Source organism: Caulobacter sp. GW821-FHT05F04, from assembly GCF_059419665.1.
Genome location: NZ_JBWKSF010000002.1, coordinates 486,417 through 504,571, shown reverse-complemented (window position 1 = coordinate 504,571; position 18,155 = coordinate 486,417). Strand labels below are relative to the sequence as shown.

Sequence of the window (18,155 nt, the reverse complement as noted above, 5' to 3'; positions counted from 1 at the left end):
CTCGTGCTAGAAAAGTCGGCACATCCAGGGCGCGGACACGCAGGTCCGGCGCTAATTCAAGCGAAGGCTTGGCTTTTATGAGTGAAATCAAGACGGTCGGCGTCATCGGCGCCGGCCAGATGGGGTCAGGCATCGCCCATGTCGCCGCCCTCGCCGGCTACGATGTGCGTCTCCATGACGTCTCGCGCGAGCGGATCGACGCCGGTCTGGCCCTGATCGAGAAGAACATGGCCCGTCAGGTCGGCCGCGGCATCATCGACGACGCCGCGATGAAGTCGGCCCTGGCCCGCATCTCGGCGGCCGAGAACCTGGAGGCCATCGGCGCGACCGACCTGGCGATCGAGGCGGCCACCGAGAACGAGGAGGTCAAGAAGTCGATCTTCCGCAGCCTGCAGCCGCACCTCAAGCCCGACACGCTGCTGGCCTCGAACACCTCGTCGATCTCGATCACGCGCCTGGCCTCGGCCACGGACCGTCCCGAGCGCTTCATCGGCCTGCACTTCATGAACCCGGTGCCGCTGATGAAGCTGGTGGAGATCATCCGCGGCATCGCCACCGACGTGCCGACCTATGAGACGGCCGTGGCCTTCGCCAAGTCGCTGGGCAAGATCACCAGCAACGCCGAGGACTTTCCCGCCTTCATCGTCAACCGCGTGCTGGTGCCGATGATCAACGAGGCGATCTACACCCTGTACGAAGGGGTCGGCACGGTGGACGCCATCGACACGGCGATGAAGCTGGGCGCCAACCATCCGATGGGCCCGCTGGAACTGGGCGACTTCATCGGCCTGGACACCGTGCTGAGCATCATGAACGTGCTCCACGAAGGCCTGGCGGACAGCAAGTACCGCCCCTGCCCGCTGCTGGTGAAGTATGTCGAGGCCGGCTGGCTGGGCAAGAAGACCGGTCGCGGCTTCTACGACTATCGCGGCGAAGTCCCGGTTCCGACCCGCTAGGGCCACCAAGGCCAAACCCGCCAAGGCTTGACCCGACAGGGTCCAGCGTTTCGTCGGCGCGATCAGTATGCGCGCCGACGAACCGCCCCACCGCCTCCTGGGTTCCGCGAAGGAGGAGGCTCTGGGCATGGCGCGCCTGTACCCCACCGGCGCGCGACATGCCCCTCGTTCTCGCGCGGCGTCGTGGCTCTGTCATTGACCGACGGTCCACATTCTATTGCTCTGGGATTTTCGCCGGGATGAGTCTCGGCCGTTCGGCGAGGCTTCCGCGTGAGTGACCGTCTGAGTCGGGATCTATGGGTGCTGGACGCCCGCGAGCAGCCCGACGCCGTCGAACTGTACCGCAAGGCCTGCGCGCATCTGTTCGACATCACCCTGCTGTCGCCCGAGGCCGACTTCCACAACCGGCTGGAAGGCTACCAGCTTGGCCATGTCGTCTTCGCGCGATGCGTCGGCGTTCCCCAGCGGTTCGAGCGCAAGCTCACCCACATCATGGCCGACGCGACGGACACCGTCATGGCGGTGCTGGATCTGGGGAAGAACGTCTGGCGCGCCGACTATGATGGCCGCGAGGCCAGCAGCGACATGGGCGCGATCCGGCTGGTGGACATGGCGCGGCCCTACCGCTCGACGATCCAGAGCCCCTACGTCACGCTTTACCTCATGATGCCGCGCAGCCTGCTGGACCCGCGGGCCGCCGGCCTCGACTTCCACGGCCGGGTGGTTTCGGAGGCCACCCCGGCGGGGAGGATGCTGGCCTCGCATCTGCGCGCCCTGTGGGAATCCATCGAGACGATGACGCCGGCTGAAACGCCGATGGCCGCCAAGGCCACGACCGCCCTGGTGAGCGGCGCGATACTCGCCTGCGGTGAACCGATGGGCGCCGATCCCCGACCGCTGGAGAAGGTGCTGCTGATCGCTGGCCAGCAGTTCGTCGAGCGGCGGCTGGACGATCCCGACCTGTCGCCGGAGACGGTGCGGGAGCACCTGGGCGTGTCCCGTAGCCAGCTCTACAAGGTGTTCGAGCCCGCCGGCGGCGTCAGCGCCTTCATCCAGCGGCGGCGGCTGGACCAGGCCTTCGACGTGATCCTTCAGGATCGCGCCGAGCAGATGACCCTGGCCGAGGTCGCCTATCGCCATGGGTTCCGGTCGGACGCCCACTTCAGCCGCGCCTTCCGGGCCCGGTTCGGCGTCACGCCCGGCCGGCTGCGCAAGCTGGGCGAGGCGGCGCGCCAGGAGGGCCTGTCGGCCCAGGAGCGGCCCGACGATGTCTTCGCCTGGCTAAAGGGCCTGTAGCAGACCTCAGCCCGCGCCCATCGCCACGGCGACGTGATAGGTCACGAACGAGGCCAGATAGGCCAGGCTGGTCATGTAGACGAACATCACCGTCGGCCAGGTCCAGCCGTTGGTCTCGCGCTTGACCACGCCCAGGGTCGCCGCGCACTGCGGAGCGAAGACGTACCAGGCCAGGAACGACAGGGCGCTGGCCAGCGACCACTGGTGGGACAGCAGCGAGCCCAAGGTCGTGGCGGCCGCGTCGCCGTCGCCGCCCACCGCATAGACCGTGCCCAGCGCCGCCACCGCGACCTCACGGGCCGCGAAGCCCGGGATCAGGGCCACCGTCATCTGCCAGTTGAAGCCGATCGGGGCCATGACGGGCGCGATGAAGTTACCGATGCGACCGGCGAAGCTGTAGTCGATGGCCGGCCCCGTCGCGCCTTCCGGCGGATAGGGGAAGGTCGACAGGACCCAGACCAGCACCATCAGCGGCAGGATGATCCGGCCGGCGCGGCTCATGAAGATCCGGGCGCGGGTCCACAGGTTCATCAGCACGTTACGCGGCTCGGGCCAGCGATAGGTCGGCAGCTCCATCATGAAGGGCTCGACCGCGCCGCGCCAGAACACGCGGCGGATGACGAACGAGACCAGCAGGGCGCTGACGATGCCGCCGGCGTAGAGGCCGAACATGACCAGGCCTTGCAGCGACAGCACGCCCCAGACGGTCTGCTTGGGAATGAAGGCGCCGATGATCAGGGTGTAGACCGGGATCCGCGCCGAGCAGGTCATCAGCGGCGCGACCAGGATGGTGGTCAGCCGGTCTTCCTTGTTGTCGATCACCCGCGTCGACATGATGCCAGGAATGGCGCAGGCGAAACTGGACAGCAGCGGGATGAACGCCCGGCCGTGCAGGCCCGCCCCGCCCATGATCTTGTCCATCAGGAAGGCCGCGCGGGCCATGTAGCCGCTGTCTTCCAGCAGCAGGATGAAGAAGAACAGGATCAGGATCTGCGGCAGGAACACCAGCACGCTGCCGACGCCGGCGATCAGGCCGTCGGAAATGAAGCTGGTCACCAGGCCCGCCGGCAGGTGGGCGCTGGTCCAGCCGGCGATAGCCGCGAAGGCCCCGTCGATGCCGTCCATGACGGGCGTGGCCCAGGTGAACACCGCCTGGAACATCACGAACAGCAGGGTCATCAGGATCAGGACGCCGGCGACGGGGTGCAGCAGCACGTCGTCGATCTTGCCGGTGACGGTGTCCGGACGCTCGGGCGGCTTCACGCAGGCCTTGAAGATGCGCTGGGCCTCGGCGTGGGCGGCGCGGATCTCCCCGGCGGCCGGCTCGTGCCAGACGTTCTCGGTCTCGACCTTGCGGGCCGCGACCAGGCCCTCGACCTTTTCCAGGAGTTCGGGCAGGCCGCGCTTGCGGGTCGCCACCGTGGTGACGATCGGCGCGCCCAGTTCCTGGGACAGGCGCTCCAGGTCGATACGCAAGCCCTGGCGTTGGGCGATGTCGTACATATTGAGGGCCAGCACGAACGGCCGGCCCACCTGCTTCAGTTCGAGAGCCAGGCGCAGAACGAGGCGCAGGTTGGTGGCGTCGGCCACGCAGATCAGCACCTCGGGAGCCAGTTCGCCCTCCAGCTTGCCGATCACCGCGTCGCGGGTGACGACCTCGTCCGGGCTGCGGGCCCGCAGGGAATAGGTGCCGGGCAGGTCGAGCACGCGCATCTGTCGGCCGGAGGGCGTGGTCAGCACGCCTTCCTTCCGCTCGACCGTGACGCCGGCATAGTTGGCCACCTTCTGGCGGCTGCCGGTCAGGGCGTTGAACAGCGCGGTCTTGCCGGAGTTGGGGTTGCCGACCAGGGCGACCAGGGCGGGCTCGGCGGCGGCGTCGGAAACAGCCGCGCCGTCCTGGCTCAAGGAGGTGTCTAGGGCCAAGGTCTAGAGTCCGTCGAATTTCACGGTGACGGCGCCGGCTTCGCGGCGGCGCAGGGCCACCCGAGTGTCGTCGACGCGCACGGCGATCGGGTCGCGGCCGAACAGGCCCTCGTGCAGCACCTCAATGGCCGCGCCCTCGACGAAGCCCATCTCCAGCAGGCGTCGCTCAAGCTCCTCCGCCGCCACGGACTCGGCCGCGCCGGACGCGCCGGTGACCTTGACGATCACCCCGCGATCGCCCCGCCCGGCCTTGGCCAGGGGACGCACGTCGAGAGTATCGGCTGGGTTGAATTGAGGGGACAACGCGAACGCTTCGGACATAATGGCTCCGATTAGATTGCGAACGATTATCAGTCGGAGAGACCAATGTCGATTCAACGATCCGCGCGTCTTGGGTTATGATCGTCCTTAAGGGTCTTCCGCCGAAGTGTTCGCGGTTCGGCGGTCGGAAGATCCGTGACCGAGAAGAACTCGCCTGCTTATCCGGCTCGGATGGAACATCCGATCCGGGCAGGCTAGCGGGCTTTGGGACCGAATGGCGCAGGGGCGTTAATAGATTCGACTCTTCGACCGTGGGCCGGTCTGATTACGTCTTACGATTCGTGTGGGCGAGTGATGCGTAGGCTGATGCTGGGGCTCCTGACGGGGGCTTATCTTTGTCTGGCTTTGATCGTCTCCCTCTTCCTCTGGAGGATGGGCGCGACCCCGGCTGTCGGCGTCTCGGCCTTCATCGGCGCGCTGGGCCTGTGTTTCGCCTTCCACGGCCTGCTGGGTCAGACGTTCCTGGCCGCCGCCCTGCGCGGCGACATCGACACCGTGCGCGAGGCTCACGCCATCCTGCTGGACCAGATCGAGAAGGTCGACGCCCGCGTGTCGGACCTCGTGGAATCGGTCGCCGCCGACGCCCAGCGCCGTACGGAAGAGCTGTCGACCGAGGTCCATCAGCTGGAAGACCTGATCGGACAGATGAACGACCGGCTGGAGCACCAGCTCAGCCACCAGGTCGCCGCCGCCTCGGCCCGAAGCCACAATCTGGGCCGCGAGCGCGCGCCGCAGGCCAGCCACATGCTTCAGGTCGTGCAGGACGCCCTGGCCGAGAACCGCGTCGACCTCTACCTGCAGCCGATCGTCAGCCTGCCCCAGCGCCGCACCGTCTTCTACGAAAGCTTCTCGCGCCTGCGCGACGAGACCGGCCGCGTGATGATGCCGGCCGAGTACCTGGCCGTGGCCGAGCCCGAAGGCCTGATGACGGCCATCGACAACCTGCTGCTGTTCCGCTGCGTGCAGATCGTCCGTCGCCTGGCCAAACAGGATCGCAAGGTCGGCATCTTCTGCAACATCTCGCTGGCCAGCCTGGGCGACGAGAGCTTCTTCCCGCAGTTCCTGGAATTCATGCAGGCCAATAAGGACCTGGCCGGCGCGGTGATCTTCGAGCTGGGCCAGGCGGCGTTCGATCGCCGGGGCCCGGTCGAGGCCCGCCACATGGCCCGCCTGGCCAGCCTGGGCTTCAGCTTCAGCCTCGACAAGGTCAGCGACCTGGACCTGGACTTCCAGGATCTGGCCCGCGCCGACGTCCGTTACCTGAAGGTCGGCGCCCAGATGATGCTGGACCAGCTGGAAGAGCAGGACGGCAAGCTGGTCATCGCCTCGCTGCCCGACCTGAACGCCGCCGACTTCGCCGCCCTGACCCGCCGCTACGGCATCGAGGTCATCGTCGAGAAGGTCGAGGCCGAGAAGCAGATCGTCGACATCCTCGACTTGGACATCGGCTACGGCCAGGGCCACCTGTTCGGCGAACCGCGCGCCATCCGCGACGCGGTGCTGGCCGAGGCCGAACCGCCGCAAGACTTCATCCGCGGCGCCCTGCGCCGTCGCGCCGTCGGCTGGTAGGCCCCTAGTGGGCTGGATTTGAAGTTCGCCCGTACTTGAATCAGGCTCTGAGCGAACTTCAAATCCAAAAAAAGCACACTAGAAACATAAACTTACTAGTGTCCTTATCGATTCCGAAGTTCGTCGGAGCTTGCCACAAACGCTTGCGAACTTCGGAATCGGGACACTAGACTGCTGACAGCTTTGGGCGCCGGGCCGCAAGCTTCGGAATGATCGCCGGCGTGGCCTGGCGCATGGTCTCCTCACGAAAGGAGATCCCCATGATCGCTTCGACCTATCCCGATGATGACGCGCGCTGGAACGCCATGCGCGCCAAGGATCGCGCCGCCGAGGGCGCCTTCTATATCGGCGTGCGCACCACGGGCGTCTATTGCGTCGCCAGCTGCGGCGGCCGTCCGCTGCGCAAGAACGTCGCCTTCTACGCCACCCGGGAAGACGCCCGCGCCGCTGGCCTGCGCGCCTGCCTGCGCTGCAAGCCCGACATCAATCGCGAGACCCTGCGCTGGGCCGTCGGCGAGACCAGCCTGGGCCTGGCCTTGGTCGCCCGCTCGGACACGGGCCTGCGCCTGGTCACCCTGGGCGACGACGCCGAGGCGCTGCGAGCCGACCTGGAGAAGCGCTTCAAGCACGCCCGGATCGTGTCGGACGCCGAGGGGGTGGCCGCCGACCTGAAGGCGGTGGCCGATCTGATCGACCATCCCGACCGCGCGCCGGACCTGCCGACCGACGCGCAAGGCACCGAGCTGCAGAAGGCCGTCTGGGCCGCGCTGCGCGAGATCCCGGCCGGCCAGACCGCCTCCTATGCCGACATCGCCCGCGCCATCGGCCGGCCCAGCGCCGCGCGCGCCGTGGCCCAGGCCTGCGGAGCCAATCCGCTGGCGGTGATCACGCCCTGCCACCGCGTGGTCCGCGCCGACGGCGGCCTGTCAGGCTACCGCTGGGGCGTCGAGCGCAAGCAGGCCCTCCTGGCGCGTGAAGGGGCGCGCGTGGCCGCGTGACACTCGACTGGATTCGCATCGGCGCCGAGCTCGACGGGCGCGGCTGGGCCCTGACCGGTCCGATCCTGAAGCCCGAGACCTGCCAGGGGATCGCCGACCTCTATCCCCAGGAGGCGGGCTTCCGCAGTCGTGTGGTCATGGCCCGCCACGGCTTCGGACGCGGCGAGTACAAATACTTCAGCTATCCCCTGCCGGATGTCGTGCAGCGGCTCCGGCAGGGTCTCTACGGTCCGTTGTCGACGATCGCCAACCGCTGGGCCGAGCGTCTGGGCGAGGACCGCCGTTTCCCTGAAGCGCTGGACGACATGCTGGCGCGCTGCCGCGAGGCCGGCCAGGCGCGGCCCACGCCCCTGCTGCTGACCTACGGCCCCGGCGACTACAACTGCCTGCACCAGGATCTCTACGGCGAGCACGTCTTCCCGCTGCAGGCGGCGTTCCTGCTGGACGAGCCGGGCCGGGACTTCGACGGCGGCGAGTTCGTGATCGTCGAGCAGCGGCCCCGCCAACAGAGCGCGCCGCAGGTCGTGCCGCTGAAACAGGGCGAGGGCGTGATCTTCGCGGTGCGCGAACGACCGGCCGAGGGCGTGCGCGGCATCCACCGTCGCGTGCTGCGACATGGCGTGAGCGAGATCCGCGCGGGACGGCGGCGAACGCTAGGCGTCATCTTCCACGACGCCACCTAGCCTAGCGGCGAGACCCCGAACAGCAGCCGGTGCAGGAAGACCACGAACACCGCATACAGCGCCGTGCCCGCCACGACCGCGATCACGTCCGCGATGGGCTTGGTCACCACCGGCGCCGGCTCCCCGCGTCCCAGCGCCGAAATCAGGTCCACGATCGCCCAGACCAGAAACGCCCCGAACAGCAGCGCCGAGGCCTGGTCGCCATTGGCCAGCAGGTGGCCGGCCGACCACAGGATGGTCCCCAGCAGCATCGGGTGGCGCACGGTCGCCTTGATCCGTCCGACCGGCCCGTTCGAGCCGGCCAGCAGCACGAAAGCGATCCAGACCAGGCCCATCGCGGCGTGACGGCCCCAGGGCGGCGGGTCGTAGAGCTGCGACGCCATCGGCCGGAACTGGATCCAGCCCCAGATGATCAGCGCCAGCCCGACGGCCGAGATGACCGAATAGAGCCCTTTCCAGCGCCCCGGATTGGCGGCGACCTGAGCGGCGCGGAAGGGCGCGGCCAGGATCCGCACCGAGTGGACGCCCAGAAACAGCACCAGCCCCAGGATCAGTATCGTCATCGGCCCCTCCCGCTTATCCCGGGATCATAGTCACGGAACGACGATTTCCGAAAGCTGGCGCAACCGCGCGTGAGCGATCGCCAGGCGACCCTCGCACGCCGCCAGGATCGCGGGACTGATCTCACGGCGCTTGGCCTCGCTGTCGGGCGTGAAGGCCTCGCCCGGAGCCTTGGCGTTCACGCCCGCGACCGCCCGCATGGCCGCCTCGACGTCGCAAGCCGGCGTCAGTCCGAAATGCGGCAGCACCCGCGTGAACACCGCCTCCGGCAGGTCGCTGTAGTCGATCAGCATCCCGCCGCCGACCGCCCAGCCGTCCAGCGCGCCCTCGCAGACGCTGGCCAGAACGGCCGCATGATAGAGCGGATCCCGCGGGTTCCCCCACGCCAACCCGAGGATCGAGGACGGAACCAGCGATGGGACCATCTGGCTTCCGGCGCGGCGAGCGTGGGAGACCATCACCTCGACGGGCTCGCGATACGAGAAGATCCAGGGCGTGTCGGGAAAGGCCGCCCGAAACAGCGGGAGCGCCCGGCTGTTCCAGCAGTCCAACTTCAGGAACAGCCGCGCCTCGCCGATCCCGCGCGGCCGGGCGAAGGCGGCGACCACGGCGCGCAGCAGAGCCGGATCGCCGGACCGCACCGCCGTATCGATCGGCTGGGCCTCCGAGATCACGGTGGCGTCGCGATCGGCCGCCAGCATCCGCGCGATCAGGGTCGAGCCGCAGCGGGACATGTGAAAGACGAGGCCATCCGGCGCGCGCGAACCCGACGGCAAAGCCGAGAGCGGCGTCTCGACGGCGAACAACCGGTTGATCGCCAGAAAACCCGCCGTCAGCAGTTCGTGCGCGTAGAAGCCGTCGTGCAGCCCCCGGCGCCCGAACCACCGCCAAGACACCCGGTCGTCGTCGATCGCGGCCGGCAGCCAGCCGGGCGGCGGCGCCTGGTCGAGCCGTATCGGCTGAGCCTGCCAGCCGGGCTGCTCCAGACCCAACGCCAACGCGGCCGCGCCGATGTCCTGCTCCTCGGCGAGACGGGCGCGAAGATCCGCATCGGACAGCAGCCGCCCGAAGGCCGCCAGGCTCGGCGCGAGGGTCATTCGGGCTCCGGCAGATCGTCGCTTGTGGCGACGCGGAGCACCAGCATAAGCTGAAACCATGCGCTTTCCAGACCGCGTGCGTTTGCCCTTGGCCTTCGATCCGGACCGGCTGCGCGCGGATCTCGCGCGGGTCGAAGCCGACACGACCTGGGTCTCGCATTTCGTCCGCCAGAACTATGACGGCGACTGGAGCGCCATCGCCCTGCGCTGCATGGCCGGCGAGACCCATCCGATCCGGATGATCTATTCCGACCCGGTCCGCACCGACTACGTCCCCACGCCGTTCCTGGAGGCCTGCCCCTATTTCCAGTCGGTCCTGGCCGCTTTCGAATGCCCGCTGACCAGCGTGCGGCTGATGAAGCTGGCGCCCGGCTCGGTGATCAAGGAGCATACCGACCTCGACCTGTGCGCCGAGGACGGCAAGGCGCGTATCCACGTCCCGATCACCAGCAACCCGGCCGTCGAGTTCAAGGTCAATGGCGTCCCTGTGCCGATGGCCCCGGGCGAGGGCTGGTACCTGCGCCTGTCCGACCCTCATACGGTGGCCAATCGCGGCGACACCGACCGGGTTCACCTGGTGATCGACGCCCGCATGAACGACTGGCTGGCCGAACAGATGAGCCTTGCCCTGGCGACCGAGGGTGCGAGCGCCTAGATGGCTCCTGGTTGACGCCCACTCCCGCGAGCTTTACCGCCCAATCCATGATGGACTTTCCCGCCGGCCTTTCCGACCTTTCCGACCGCTACGACGTGGTGCTGTGCGACGTCTGGGGCGTGATCCACAACGGGGTGGAGAGCTTCCCCGAGGCTTGCGCGGCGCTGACCCGGTGGGGCCAGACCAAGGGTCCGGTGGTGCTGATCTCCAATTCGCCGCGGCCCTCGTATGACGTGGTGGCGCAGCTTGACGGCCTGGGCGTACCGCGCTCGGCCTGGCAGGGCTTCGTCACCTCGGGCGACGCGACCCGGGCGCTGCTGACGCCGCACACGGGAACCAAGGTCTGGAAGATCGGCCCCGAGCGCGACGGGCCGCTGTGGGCGGGCTTCGACCTGACCCTGGCGGGCCCCGAGGACGCCGACTTCATCCTGTGCTCGGGCCTCTACGAGGACGAAAAGGAAGTCCCCGAGGACTATCGCGATCGCCTGAAGGTCGCCGCCGACCGGGGCCTGCTGTTCATCTGCGCCAATCCCGATCGCGTCGTGCAGCGCGGCGAGCGCCTGATCTTCTGCGCCGGGGCCCTGGCCGATCTCTATGAGACCCTGGGCGGCAAGGTGGTCATGGCCGGCAAGCCCTATGCGGCGATCTACGACCTGGCCGTGGCCGAGGCGGCGCAACTGCTGGGTCGTCCCGTCGATCGCGACCGCGTGCTGTGCATCGGCGACGGCGTCATCACCGACGTGAAGGGCGCCCGCGACCAGAAGCTGGCCTGCCTGTTCATCGCCAAGGGCATCCATGGCGAGGCGGCCGTCGGGCCCGATGGCCTGCTGATCCCGGAGGCCGTTCAGGCCCTGCTCGACGCCGAGGCCGTGGGCGCGACCCACGCCATCGGCGATCTGGTCTGGTAAGCAAAAAGAACAAGGGGATCATCATGCAGGGCAAGTTTCTCGAAGAGCTGAGCGTCGGTCAGTCGGCGCAGCTGGTTCGCACGGTGCGCGAGGCCGACATCGTCGCCTTCGCTCAGGTGACCGGCGACACCAATCCGGTGCACCTGGACGCCGACTACGCGGCCAAGACCAGCTTTGGCGGGCGCATCGCTCACGGCATGCTGTCGGCCGGCTACATCTCGGCGGTGCTGGGCACCACCCTGCCCGGGCCCGGCGCGATCTACCTGTCGCAGACGCTGAAGTTCAAACGCCCGGTCAGGATCGGCGACGAGGTCACCGCCGTGGTCACCATCTCCGAGATCAACGAAGCCAAGGCCCAGGTCACCCTCGCCACCGTCTGCAAGGTGGGCGGCAAGGCGGTCGTCGACGGCGAGGCCGTGGTCATGGTTCCGCGCAAGGCCGCCTGATGCCGCTCAAGACTGTCAACGCCTGGAAGAACCTCCCCGCCGACGAGCGCGGCGCCGCCGTGGCGCTGGGCAATTTCGACGGCGTGCATCGCGGCCACCAGCAGGTGATCGCGCAGGCCGCGAAAGCGGCGCTGGCCGACCATACGCCGCTGGGGGTGATCACCTTCGACCCGCACCCGCGCCGCCTGTTCCGGCCAACCGAGCCGGCCTTCAAGCTGATGACCCACGGCCAGCAGGCCCGGGCGCTGGCCGGCCTCGGCGTCGACCTGCTCTATCTGCTGCCGTTCGACTTCGAGATGGCTAGCTTCGGCGACCGCGAGTTCGTCGAAAAGGTGCTGGTCGAGGGCCTGGGCGTGAAGCACGTCGCCGCCGGCTTCGACATCTCGTTCGGCCGCGGCCGCAGCGGCAGCGCCGACCTGCTGAAGATGTATGGCGACGAATACGGCTTCACCGTTTCGATCGCCGAACCCGTGGCCAGCCGCGACGGCGACAAGTTCTCCTCGACGGGCGTCCGCGACGCGCTGCGCAACGGCGAGCCGGCCCAGGCCGCCCGCATCCTGGGCCGCCCCTTCGCCATCGAGGGCGTGGTGCGCCGGGGCCAGCAACTGGGCCGCCAACTGGGCTTCCCCACCGCCAATGTCGAGGTCGAGGATTATGTCGTCCCCAAGCTGGGCGTCTACGCCACCCGCACCCGTCTGCCCGACGGTCGCGAGGTGCCCGGCGTGGCCAATCTCGGCAACAATCCCACCACCGGCATGGTCGAGACGCGGCTGGAGACCTGGCTGTTCGACTTCGACGAGGATCTGTACGGCCAGATCATCGAGACCGACCTGATCGCCTTCCTGCGACCGGAACTGAAGTTCGACAGCCTGGAGCTGATGATCGAACAGATCCGCCGCGACGAGCAGGCGGCGCGGGCGATCGTGGCGCCGGGGTTCTGACTCAGCACTAACCCCCACCTGACCACGCTCCGCGTGGTCTGTCCGCCCCCAAAGTGGGTGGCGGAGAATCTCTCCTCCCCCCTTGGGGGAGGGGAACCGGCGGACGCCGGTGGAGGGGGATCGCGCGGCGCACGAAACCCTTTCCCCTCTTCCCCCGTCCCGTTAACCTTGTTTAACGGCTGGGTGGGGACCGCATGCTCAAGGGGCGCAAGTACCAAGATTTCGCGCGCGCCAGGCAGCCGGCGAAGGCGCGGGCCCACGAGATCCTGGCCTATCCCGAGGGCGCGCAGTTCGTGTTCGACACGGGCAAGGCCATCGAGATCGAGGGCGGCTATTGCGCCGTGCCCGACGGTGACTTGCTGGACGCCTATTCCAACGCCGTGGTCCGCGCCGTCGAACGAGTCGGGCCCAGCGTCGTGCGCATCCATCCGATGCTGGAAGACCCCCGGATGTCCGGCGTCGGCTCGGGCTTCGCCATCGGCGCCGACAAGGAGCTTGGGGGCGGGCTGATCCTGACCAACAGCCACGTGATCCAGGGCGCCAGCCGCTTCGTGGTCATCACGGCCGAGGGCCGCAACTTCACCGCCCGCTGCGTCGGCGACGATCCCGACACCGACCTGGCCATCATCAAGATCGACCAGGCCGCCGACATCCCGGTGGCCCGGCTGGGCGACTCCAAGAAGCTGCGGCGCGGCCAGTTGGTCATCGCCATCGGCGCGCCGCTGGGCTTCGAGGCCACGGTGACCACCGGCGTCGTCTCGGCCATGGGCCGGTCCTTGCGCGGCGAGCGCGGCCGGCTGATCGAGGACCTGATCCAGACCGATGCGGCGCTCAATCCCGGCAACAGCGGCGGCCCGCTGGTCAATTCGACCGGCGAGGTGATCGGCATCGCCACCGCCATCATCGCCGGCTACCAGGGCCTGTGCTTCGCGGTGGCGGCCAACACCGCCAGGTTCGTGATCGGCGAGTTGCTGGCGCACGGCCACGTGCGACGCGGCTCGATCGGCCTGATCGCCCAGCAGGCCCCGATCCCGCCGGCCCTGGCGCGGGCGACGGGCGTCCAGCAGCCCTATGCGGTCTATGTCGCCCATGTCGATCTCGGCGGCCCCGCGGCCAAGGCGGGGATCAAGGAGGGCGACCTGCTGGTCGCGGCGGGAAGCCAGGCTTTGACCGGCCTCGACGACCTGCTGCGCGCGCTGGACCACCACAGCATCGGCCGCGCCACCGCGTTCCTGATCATCCGCAACGCCCGCCTGATGACCGTGACCGTCACGCCCAAGCTGCGGAAGCCGGGGGCTTAGCCGAAGCCTTTGCGCCCCGGCCCTCCCTCTGCTATCCCGCTGGCCATGAATTTCGTTCGGAAGATTTCGCGAATTATCCGCCCGGCGTGACGCCGCCGGACGATCCTCCAGCGCGCGCCGGGTTTTCCCGCCCTCTTCCGATACCTTCAAGCCGGACACCTATTCCATGGCCGACGACGCCACGACCGCCCGCGACTATCGCGAAACCGTCTTCCTTCCCGACACCCCGTTCCCGATGCGCGGGGGCCTGCCCAAGAAGGAGCCCGAGATCCTGGAGGGCTGGGCCGCCCTGTCGCCCAAGGGCCTCTACGGCGCTGTTCGGGCGAAGAGACAAGCCGACGGCGCCCCGCTGTTCGTGCTGCACGACGGCCCGCCCTACGCCAATGGCGCCATCCACATCGGCCACGCCCTGAACAAGACGCTGAAGGACTTCGTGGTCCGCTCGCGCTTCGCCCTGGGATACGACGTCGACTACGTGCCGGGCTGGGACTGCCACGGCCTGCCGATCGAGTGGAAGATCGAGGAAGAGTTCCGCGCCAAGGGCCGCCGCAAGGACGAGGTCCCGGCCGAGGAATTCCGCACCCGCTGCCGCGAATATGCCGGCGGCTGGGTCGAGGCCCAGAAGACCGAGTTCCAGCGCCTGGGCGTCCTGGGCGACTGGTGGAACCGCTACGCCACCATGGACTTCACCTCGGAAGCCACGATCGTCGCCGAGTTCCACAAGTTCGCCGCCAGCGGCCAGCTCTATCGCGGCTCCAAGCCGGTGATGTGGAGCCCGGTCGAGCGCACGGCCCTGGCCGACGCCGAGATCGAGTATCACGACCACGTCAGCCCCACGATCTGGGTGAAGTTCCCGGTCAAGGTCTATGACGAGGAGCACTACGCGCTGTCGGGCAATCCGGCCGGCGATAACATCTTCCGCCTGGCCCCCAACGACGCCAGCGTCGTGATCTGGACCACCACGCCGTGGACCATCCCGGCCAACCGCGCCATCAGCTTCAACCCCAAGGTCGAGTACGGCCTCTATGAGGTGGAAGCCATGGAGGAGAACCTCGAGTTCGCCCCGTGGTCGAAGGCCGGAGACCGCCTGATCATCGCCGACAAGCTGGCCGAGGACGTCCGCAAGGCCGCCAAGGTCGCGACCTGGCGCCGGGTCGAGCCCGTCGATCCGACCGGTCTGGTCTGCACCCACCCGCTGGCGCAATTCGATGAGGGCTTCGGCTTCGACGTCCCCCTCCTCGCCGGCGAGCACGTCACCGACGACGCCGGCACGGGCTTTGTCCACACCGCCCCGGGCCACGGCGCGGACGACTATCTGGTGTGGCTGAAGAGCGGCCACGCGCTGGACTCCATCCCCGACACCGTCGACCCGGACGGCGCCTACTACCCGCACGTCCCGCTGTTCGCGGGGCTGAAGGTCATCGAGACCGAGGGCAAGAAGGCCGGCAAGTTCGGCCCCGCCAACGCCGCGGTGATGGACAAGCTGATCGAGGCTGGCGCCCTCTTGGCGCGCGGCCGCGTCGAGCACAGCTATCCGCACAGCTGGCGCTCGAAGGCCCCGATCATCTTCCGCAACACCCCACAGTGGTTCATCCGCATGGATCAACCGCTCGAGAGCGGCCAAACCCTGCGCGAGACGGCGATCCAGGCGATCGCCGACACCGCCTTCCACCCCGACGCCGGCCGCAACCGCATCGGCTCGATGGTCGAGACGCGCCCCGACTGGCTGGTCAGCCGTCAGCGCGCCTGGGGCACGCCGCTGGCCATGTTCGTCGACAAGGAGACCGGCGCGCCGCTGATGGACGCGGCGGTCAACGCCCGCATCCTGGCGGCCATCCGCGAGGGCGGGGCCGACGCCTGGTTCTCGCGTCCCGACGCCGACTTCCTGGGCGACGCCCATGACCCAGCCCAGTACGAGAAGGTCGGCGACATCCTGGATGTCTGGTTCGACAGCGGCTGCACCCACGCCTTCACGATCGAGGGCCGGGCCGACAGTCACTGGCCGGCGGATCTGTATCTGGAAGGCTCGGACCAGCATCGCGGCTGGTTCCAGTCGTCGCTTCTCGAAGGCTGCGGCACCCGCGGCCGCGCGCCTTACAAGGCGGTTCTCACCCACGGGTTCACCCAGGACGAGAACGGCGAGAAGATGTCCAAGTCCAAGGGCAACACCGTCGAGCCGCAGACCATCACCAAGGAAAGCGGCGCCGAGATCCTGCGTCTGTGGGCGGCGATGGTCGACTATTCGGAAGACCAGCGGATCGGCAAGACCATCCTGGCGACGACGACCGACGCCTATCGCAAGCTGCGCAACACCACGCGCTACCTGCTGGGCGCCCTGGCCGGCTTCGATGAGGCCGAGCGGGTCACCGACTACGCCGACTTCCCGCCGCTGGAGAAGTACATCCTGCACCGCCTGTGGGAACTGGATGGCCAGGTGCGCGCCGCCTACGAGGCCTATCGCTTCTCCGACGTGACCCGTCCGCTGATCGAGTTCTGCCAGGGCGATCTGTCGACCCTGTTCTTCGACATCCGCAAGGACAGCCTCTATTGCGACGCGCCCAACGCCCTGCGCCGTCGGGCCTATCGCACGGTGCTGGACTATGTGTTCGAGCGCCTGACCATCTGGCTGTCGCCGCTGACCAGCTTCACCATGGAAGAGGCGTGGCAGACGCGCTTCCCCGAGGCGGGCTCCAACAGCCTGCGGGTGATCCCGGCGACGCCGGCCGAGTGGCAGAACGACGCCGAGGCCGCCCGCTGGGCCAAGGTCGAGACCGTGATGTCGGTGGTGACCGGGGCCCTGGAAGTCGAACGCCGCGAAAAGCGCATCGGCTCGGCGCTGGAGGCGGCGCCGGTCGTCCACGTCGCCGACGCCGAGCTGCTGGCCGCCTTCGATGGCCTGGACGCCGCCGAGGTGTTCCGCACAAGCGCCGCGACCCTGGTCGCCGGTGAAGGCGGCGCGTTCACGACCGACGAGGTCAAGGGCGTGTCGGTGGATCCGAAACTGGCCGAGGGGAACAAGTGCGCCCGCTCGTGGCGCATCCTGCCGGAGGTGGGAACCGATCCCCGCTATCCGGAGCTTAGCCTTCGCGACGCCGAAGCTGTGGCGTATTGGGACGCGACGCACGCGACGGCCTAACCATCCTTGTCATCCCGGAAGCCTCGCAGAGGCTGTCCGGGACCCAGGGGCCACCGCACTGCATTGCCCCCTGGGTCCCGGCTCTCCGCTTCGCTGCGGCCGGGATGACAAGCTTTAGGAACGTGGCTTAGGTAACGGAATGAAATCGATCACCCGCCTCGGCTGGACCGCCTACGCCGTCGCCGCCGCCACCCTGGTCCTGGACCAGATCTCCAAGCTCTGGGTCCTGGGCCTGCTGGGCCGCGAGCAGGGCGCGTCCCTGCCGCTGCTGGGCCCGCTGCGCCTGACCATGGTCCATAACTACGGCATGAGCTTTGGCCTGCTGCGCGACCACGACTGGGGCCGCTGGCTGCTGATCGGCTTTTCAATTCTCGTGGTGATCGGCCTGTCGTTCTGGGCTCGCAAGGCCAACAAGCTGCTGCCGGCCATCGGGGTCGGCATGATCATCGGCGCGGCGATCGGCAACAATCTGATCGACCGGGTGCTGTACGGCTATGTCGTCGACTTCATCGACGTCTCGCGCCTGAACTTCCCCTGGGTCTTCAACGTCGCCGACTCGGCGATCAACATCGGGGTGGCCCTGCTGCTGATCGACAGCTTCCTCTATGGTGAAAAGAAGCTGGCCGAGCCGACAGACACTTAGAGCCGCCAAGGCCTTCAGACCGAATGACGCCGCATTCGCGTGGGAGATTGGCGCCCGGGCGAGGATGTCGTATCGAGAGCGTCCAAAATTTGGGCCGGGGGTCGGCCTGCTGGAGCATGGTTTGATGAGTTTCAATCGGGTCGCGACCGTGAGCGCCCTGACCGTCGTGGCCGTTATCGGCCTCGCCGGCTGTGGTTCGACCAAAAAGGCCCTGGGCATGAACAAGGTCGTGCCTGACGAATTCCGCGTCGTCAGCAAGGCCCCGCTGGTCGTGCCGCCGGACTACGCCCTGCGTCCGCCGGCGCCCGGCGAGCCGCGCCCGCAGGAACTGCAGCCGGAAAGCGCCGCCCGCGCCGCCCTGATCGGCCAAAGCAACGCCGCCGGTCGTTCGGAAGGTGAAAAGCTGCTGGTCGCTCGCGCCGGCACCGACAAGGCCGATCCGCTGATCCGCTTCGTGGTCGACGACGAGAACGGCGACCTGGCCCACAAGGACGAGAGCTTCGCCAGCAAGGTGATGTTCTGGAAGAAGGGCCAGCCCAAGACGACGAACGTCGCCACCGCCGCCGAGTCGGGCGCCAACGCCCCGGCCGAGGTCGACGCCGCCGCCGAGGAAGCCCGTCTGAAGAAGCTGGTGGGCGCCGGTGGCGTGGTCATCAGCCGCGAGAAGAAGACCGGCATCAAGCTGCCGGGCCTCTAAGGCCCGCGAACCGAGACAATCGAA

The 18,155-nt window shown here is 68.2% G+C and carries 17 protein-coding genes; 13 read left to right on the top strand and 4 right to left on the bottom strand.

The genetic code is table 11. The annotated features are described in order from the left end of the window. Nucleotides 1-77 precede the first annotated feature (77 nt). Together AC07R7_RS06815 and AC07R7_RS06810 are read left to right on the top strand one after the other, a co-directional pair. The gene (locus AC07R7_RS06815) at nucleotides 78-956 is read left to right on the top strand and encodes a 3-hydroxybutyryl-CoA dehydrogenase (RefSeq protein ID WP_492837227.1); all 879 of its coding nucleotides are present in this window, start codon (nucleotides 78-80) and stop codon (nucleotides 954-956) included. A 270-nt stretch (nucleotides 957-1,226) separates the two neighbouring features. Beyond that, nucleotides 1,227-2,252 carry an AraC-like ligand-binding domain-containing protein gene (locus AC07R7_RS06810; RefSeq protein ID WP_494634614.1) on the top strand — a complete coding sequence of 342 codons (1,026 nt, stop codon included), beginning with the start codon at nucleotides 1,227-1,229 and terminating at the stop codon, nucleotides 2,250-2,252. A 6-nt stretch (nucleotides 2,253-2,258) separates the two neighbouring features. Here AC07R7_RS06810 and feoB read toward each other — a convergent pair whose 3' ends face one another. After that, nucleotides 2,259-4,157, bottom strand: a complete 1,899-nt coding sequence (gene feoB, locus AC07R7_RS06805; RefSeq protein ID WP_492886577.1) for a ferrous iron transport protein B — start codon at nucleotides 4,155-4,157, stop codon at nucleotides 2,259-2,261. Between the two features lie 21 nt (nucleotides 4,158-4,178). Then, nucleotides 4,179-4,496, bottom strand: a complete 318-nt coding sequence (locus AC07R7_RS06800) for a FeoA family protein (protein WP_492886380.1) — start codon at nucleotides 4,494-4,496, stop codon at nucleotides 4,179-4,181. Nucleotides 4,497-4,790: 294 nt separating this feature from the next. On the opposite strand from AC07R7_RS06800, the gene tipF reads away from it, so the two are divergent. The 3 genes from tipF to AC07R7_RS06785 all read left to right on the top strand — a co-directional run bounded on the left by tipF (nucleotide 4,791) and on the right by AC07R7_RS06785 (nucleotide 7,746). Beyond that, a complete protein-coding gene (gene tipF / locus AC07R7_RS06795) occupies nucleotides 4,791-6,065 on the top strand; it encodes a flagella assembly cyclic-di-GMP phosphodiesterase TipF (RefSeq protein ID WP_492886382.1) in 1,275 nt (424 codons plus the stop codon). 260 nt (nucleotides 6,066-6,325) lie between these two features. Beyond that, nucleotides 6,326-7,063 carry a methylated-DNA--[protein]-cysteine S-methyltransferase gene (locus AC07R7_RS06790; protein WP_494634613.1) on the top strand — a complete coding sequence of 246 codons (738 nt, stop codon included), beginning with the start codon at nucleotides 6,326-6,328 and terminating at the stop codon, nucleotides 7,061-7,063. Beyond that, nucleotides 7,060-7,746: a 2OG-Fe(II) oxygenase gene (locus AC07R7_RS06785; RefSeq protein ID WP_494634612.1), complete on the top strand. Its 687-nt coding sequence runs from the start codon at nucleotides 7,060-7,062 to the stop codon at nucleotides 7,744-7,746. The genes AC07R7_RS06790 and AC07R7_RS06785 overlap by 4 nt, the downstream gene beginning before the upstream one ends. Here the strand turns inward: AC07R7_RS06785 and AC07R7_RS06780 are convergent. Both AC07R7_RS06780 and AC07R7_RS06775 read right to left on the bottom strand, forming a co-directional pair. Next, nucleotides 7,743-8,309, bottom strand: coding sequence for an NnrU family protein (locus AC07R7_RS06780; RefSeq protein ID WP_494634611.1), 567 nt, complete (start codon nucleotides 8,307-8,309; stop codon nucleotides 7,743-7,745). The genes AC07R7_RS06785 and AC07R7_RS06780 overlap by 4 nt on opposite strands. Nucleotides 8,310-8,339: 30 nt before the next feature. Next, nucleotides 8,340-9,404 carry an aspartyl beta-hydroxylase gene (locus AC07R7_RS06775; RefSeq protein ID WP_494634610.1) on the bottom strand — a complete coding sequence of 355 codons (1,065 nt, stop codon included), beginning with the start codon at nucleotides 9,402-9,404 and terminating at the stop codon, nucleotides 8,340-8,342. 58 nt (nucleotides 9,405-9,462) lie between these two features. Between AC07R7_RS06775 and AC07R7_RS06770 the strand changes: the two genes are divergently transcribed. The 8 genes from AC07R7_RS06770 (at nucleotide 9,463) to AC07R7_RS06735 (ending at nucleotide 18,131) form a co-directional block, all read left to right on the top strand. Beyond that, nucleotides 9,463-10,059 carry an aspartyl/asparaginyl beta-hydroxylase domain-containing protein gene (locus AC07R7_RS06770; RefSeq protein ID WP_494634609.1) on the top strand — a complete coding sequence of 199 codons (597 nt, stop codon included), beginning with the start codon at nucleotides 9,463-9,465 and terminating at the stop codon, nucleotides 10,057-10,059. A 47-nt stretch (nucleotides 10,060-10,106) separates the two neighbouring features. After that, the gene (locus AC07R7_RS06765) at nucleotides 10,107-10,967 is read left to right on the top strand and encodes a TIGR01459 family HAD-type hydrolase (RefSeq protein ID WP_494634856.1); all 861 of its coding nucleotides are present in this window, start codon (nucleotides 10,107-10,109) and stop codon (nucleotides 10,965-10,967) included. Nucleotides 10,968-10,987: 20 nt separating this feature from the next. Further along, entirely contained in the window at nucleotides 10,988-11,413 is a 426-nt protein-coding gene (locus tag AC07R7_RS06760; RefSeq protein ID WP_492886581.1) for a MaoC family dehydratase, read from the top strand. Continuing rightward, entirely contained in the window at nucleotides 11,413-12,354 is a 942-nt protein-coding gene (locus AC07R7_RS06755; protein WP_494634608.1) for a bifunctional riboflavin kinase/FAD synthetase, read from the top strand. Before AC07R7_RS06760 ends, AC07R7_RS06755 begins: the two co-directional genes overlap by 1 nt. 194 nt (nucleotides 12,355-12,548) lie before the next feature. After that, nucleotides 12,549-13,655 (top strand): S1C family serine protease, encoded by a 1,107-nt coding sequence (locus AC07R7_RS06750; RefSeq protein ID WP_494634607.1) that lies wholly within the window; start codon nucleotides 12,549-12,551, stop codon nucleotides 13,653-13,655. Nucleotides 13,656-13,821: 166 nt separating this feature from the next. Beyond that, nucleotides 13,822-16,791 carry an isoleucine--tRNA ligase gene (gene ileS / locus AC07R7_RS06745; RefSeq protein WP_494634606.1) on the top strand — a complete coding sequence of 990 codons (2,970 nt, stop codon included), beginning with the start codon at nucleotides 13,822-13,824 and terminating at the stop codon, nucleotides 16,789-16,791. A 139-nt stretch (nucleotides 16,792-16,930) separates the two neighbouring features. Further along, entirely contained in the window at nucleotides 16,931-17,434 is a 504-nt protein-coding gene (gene lspA, locus AC07R7_RS06740) for a signal peptidase II (protein ID WP_492886398.1), read from the top strand. A 124-nt stretch (nucleotides 17,435-17,558) separates the two neighbouring features. Continuing rightward, nucleotides 17,559-18,131, top strand: a complete 573-nt coding sequence (locus tag AC07R7_RS06735) for a DUF3035 domain-containing protein (protein WP_492886400.1) — start codon at nucleotides 17,559-17,561, stop codon at nucleotides 18,129-18,131. Nucleotides 18,132-18,155 lie beyond the last annotated feature (24 nt).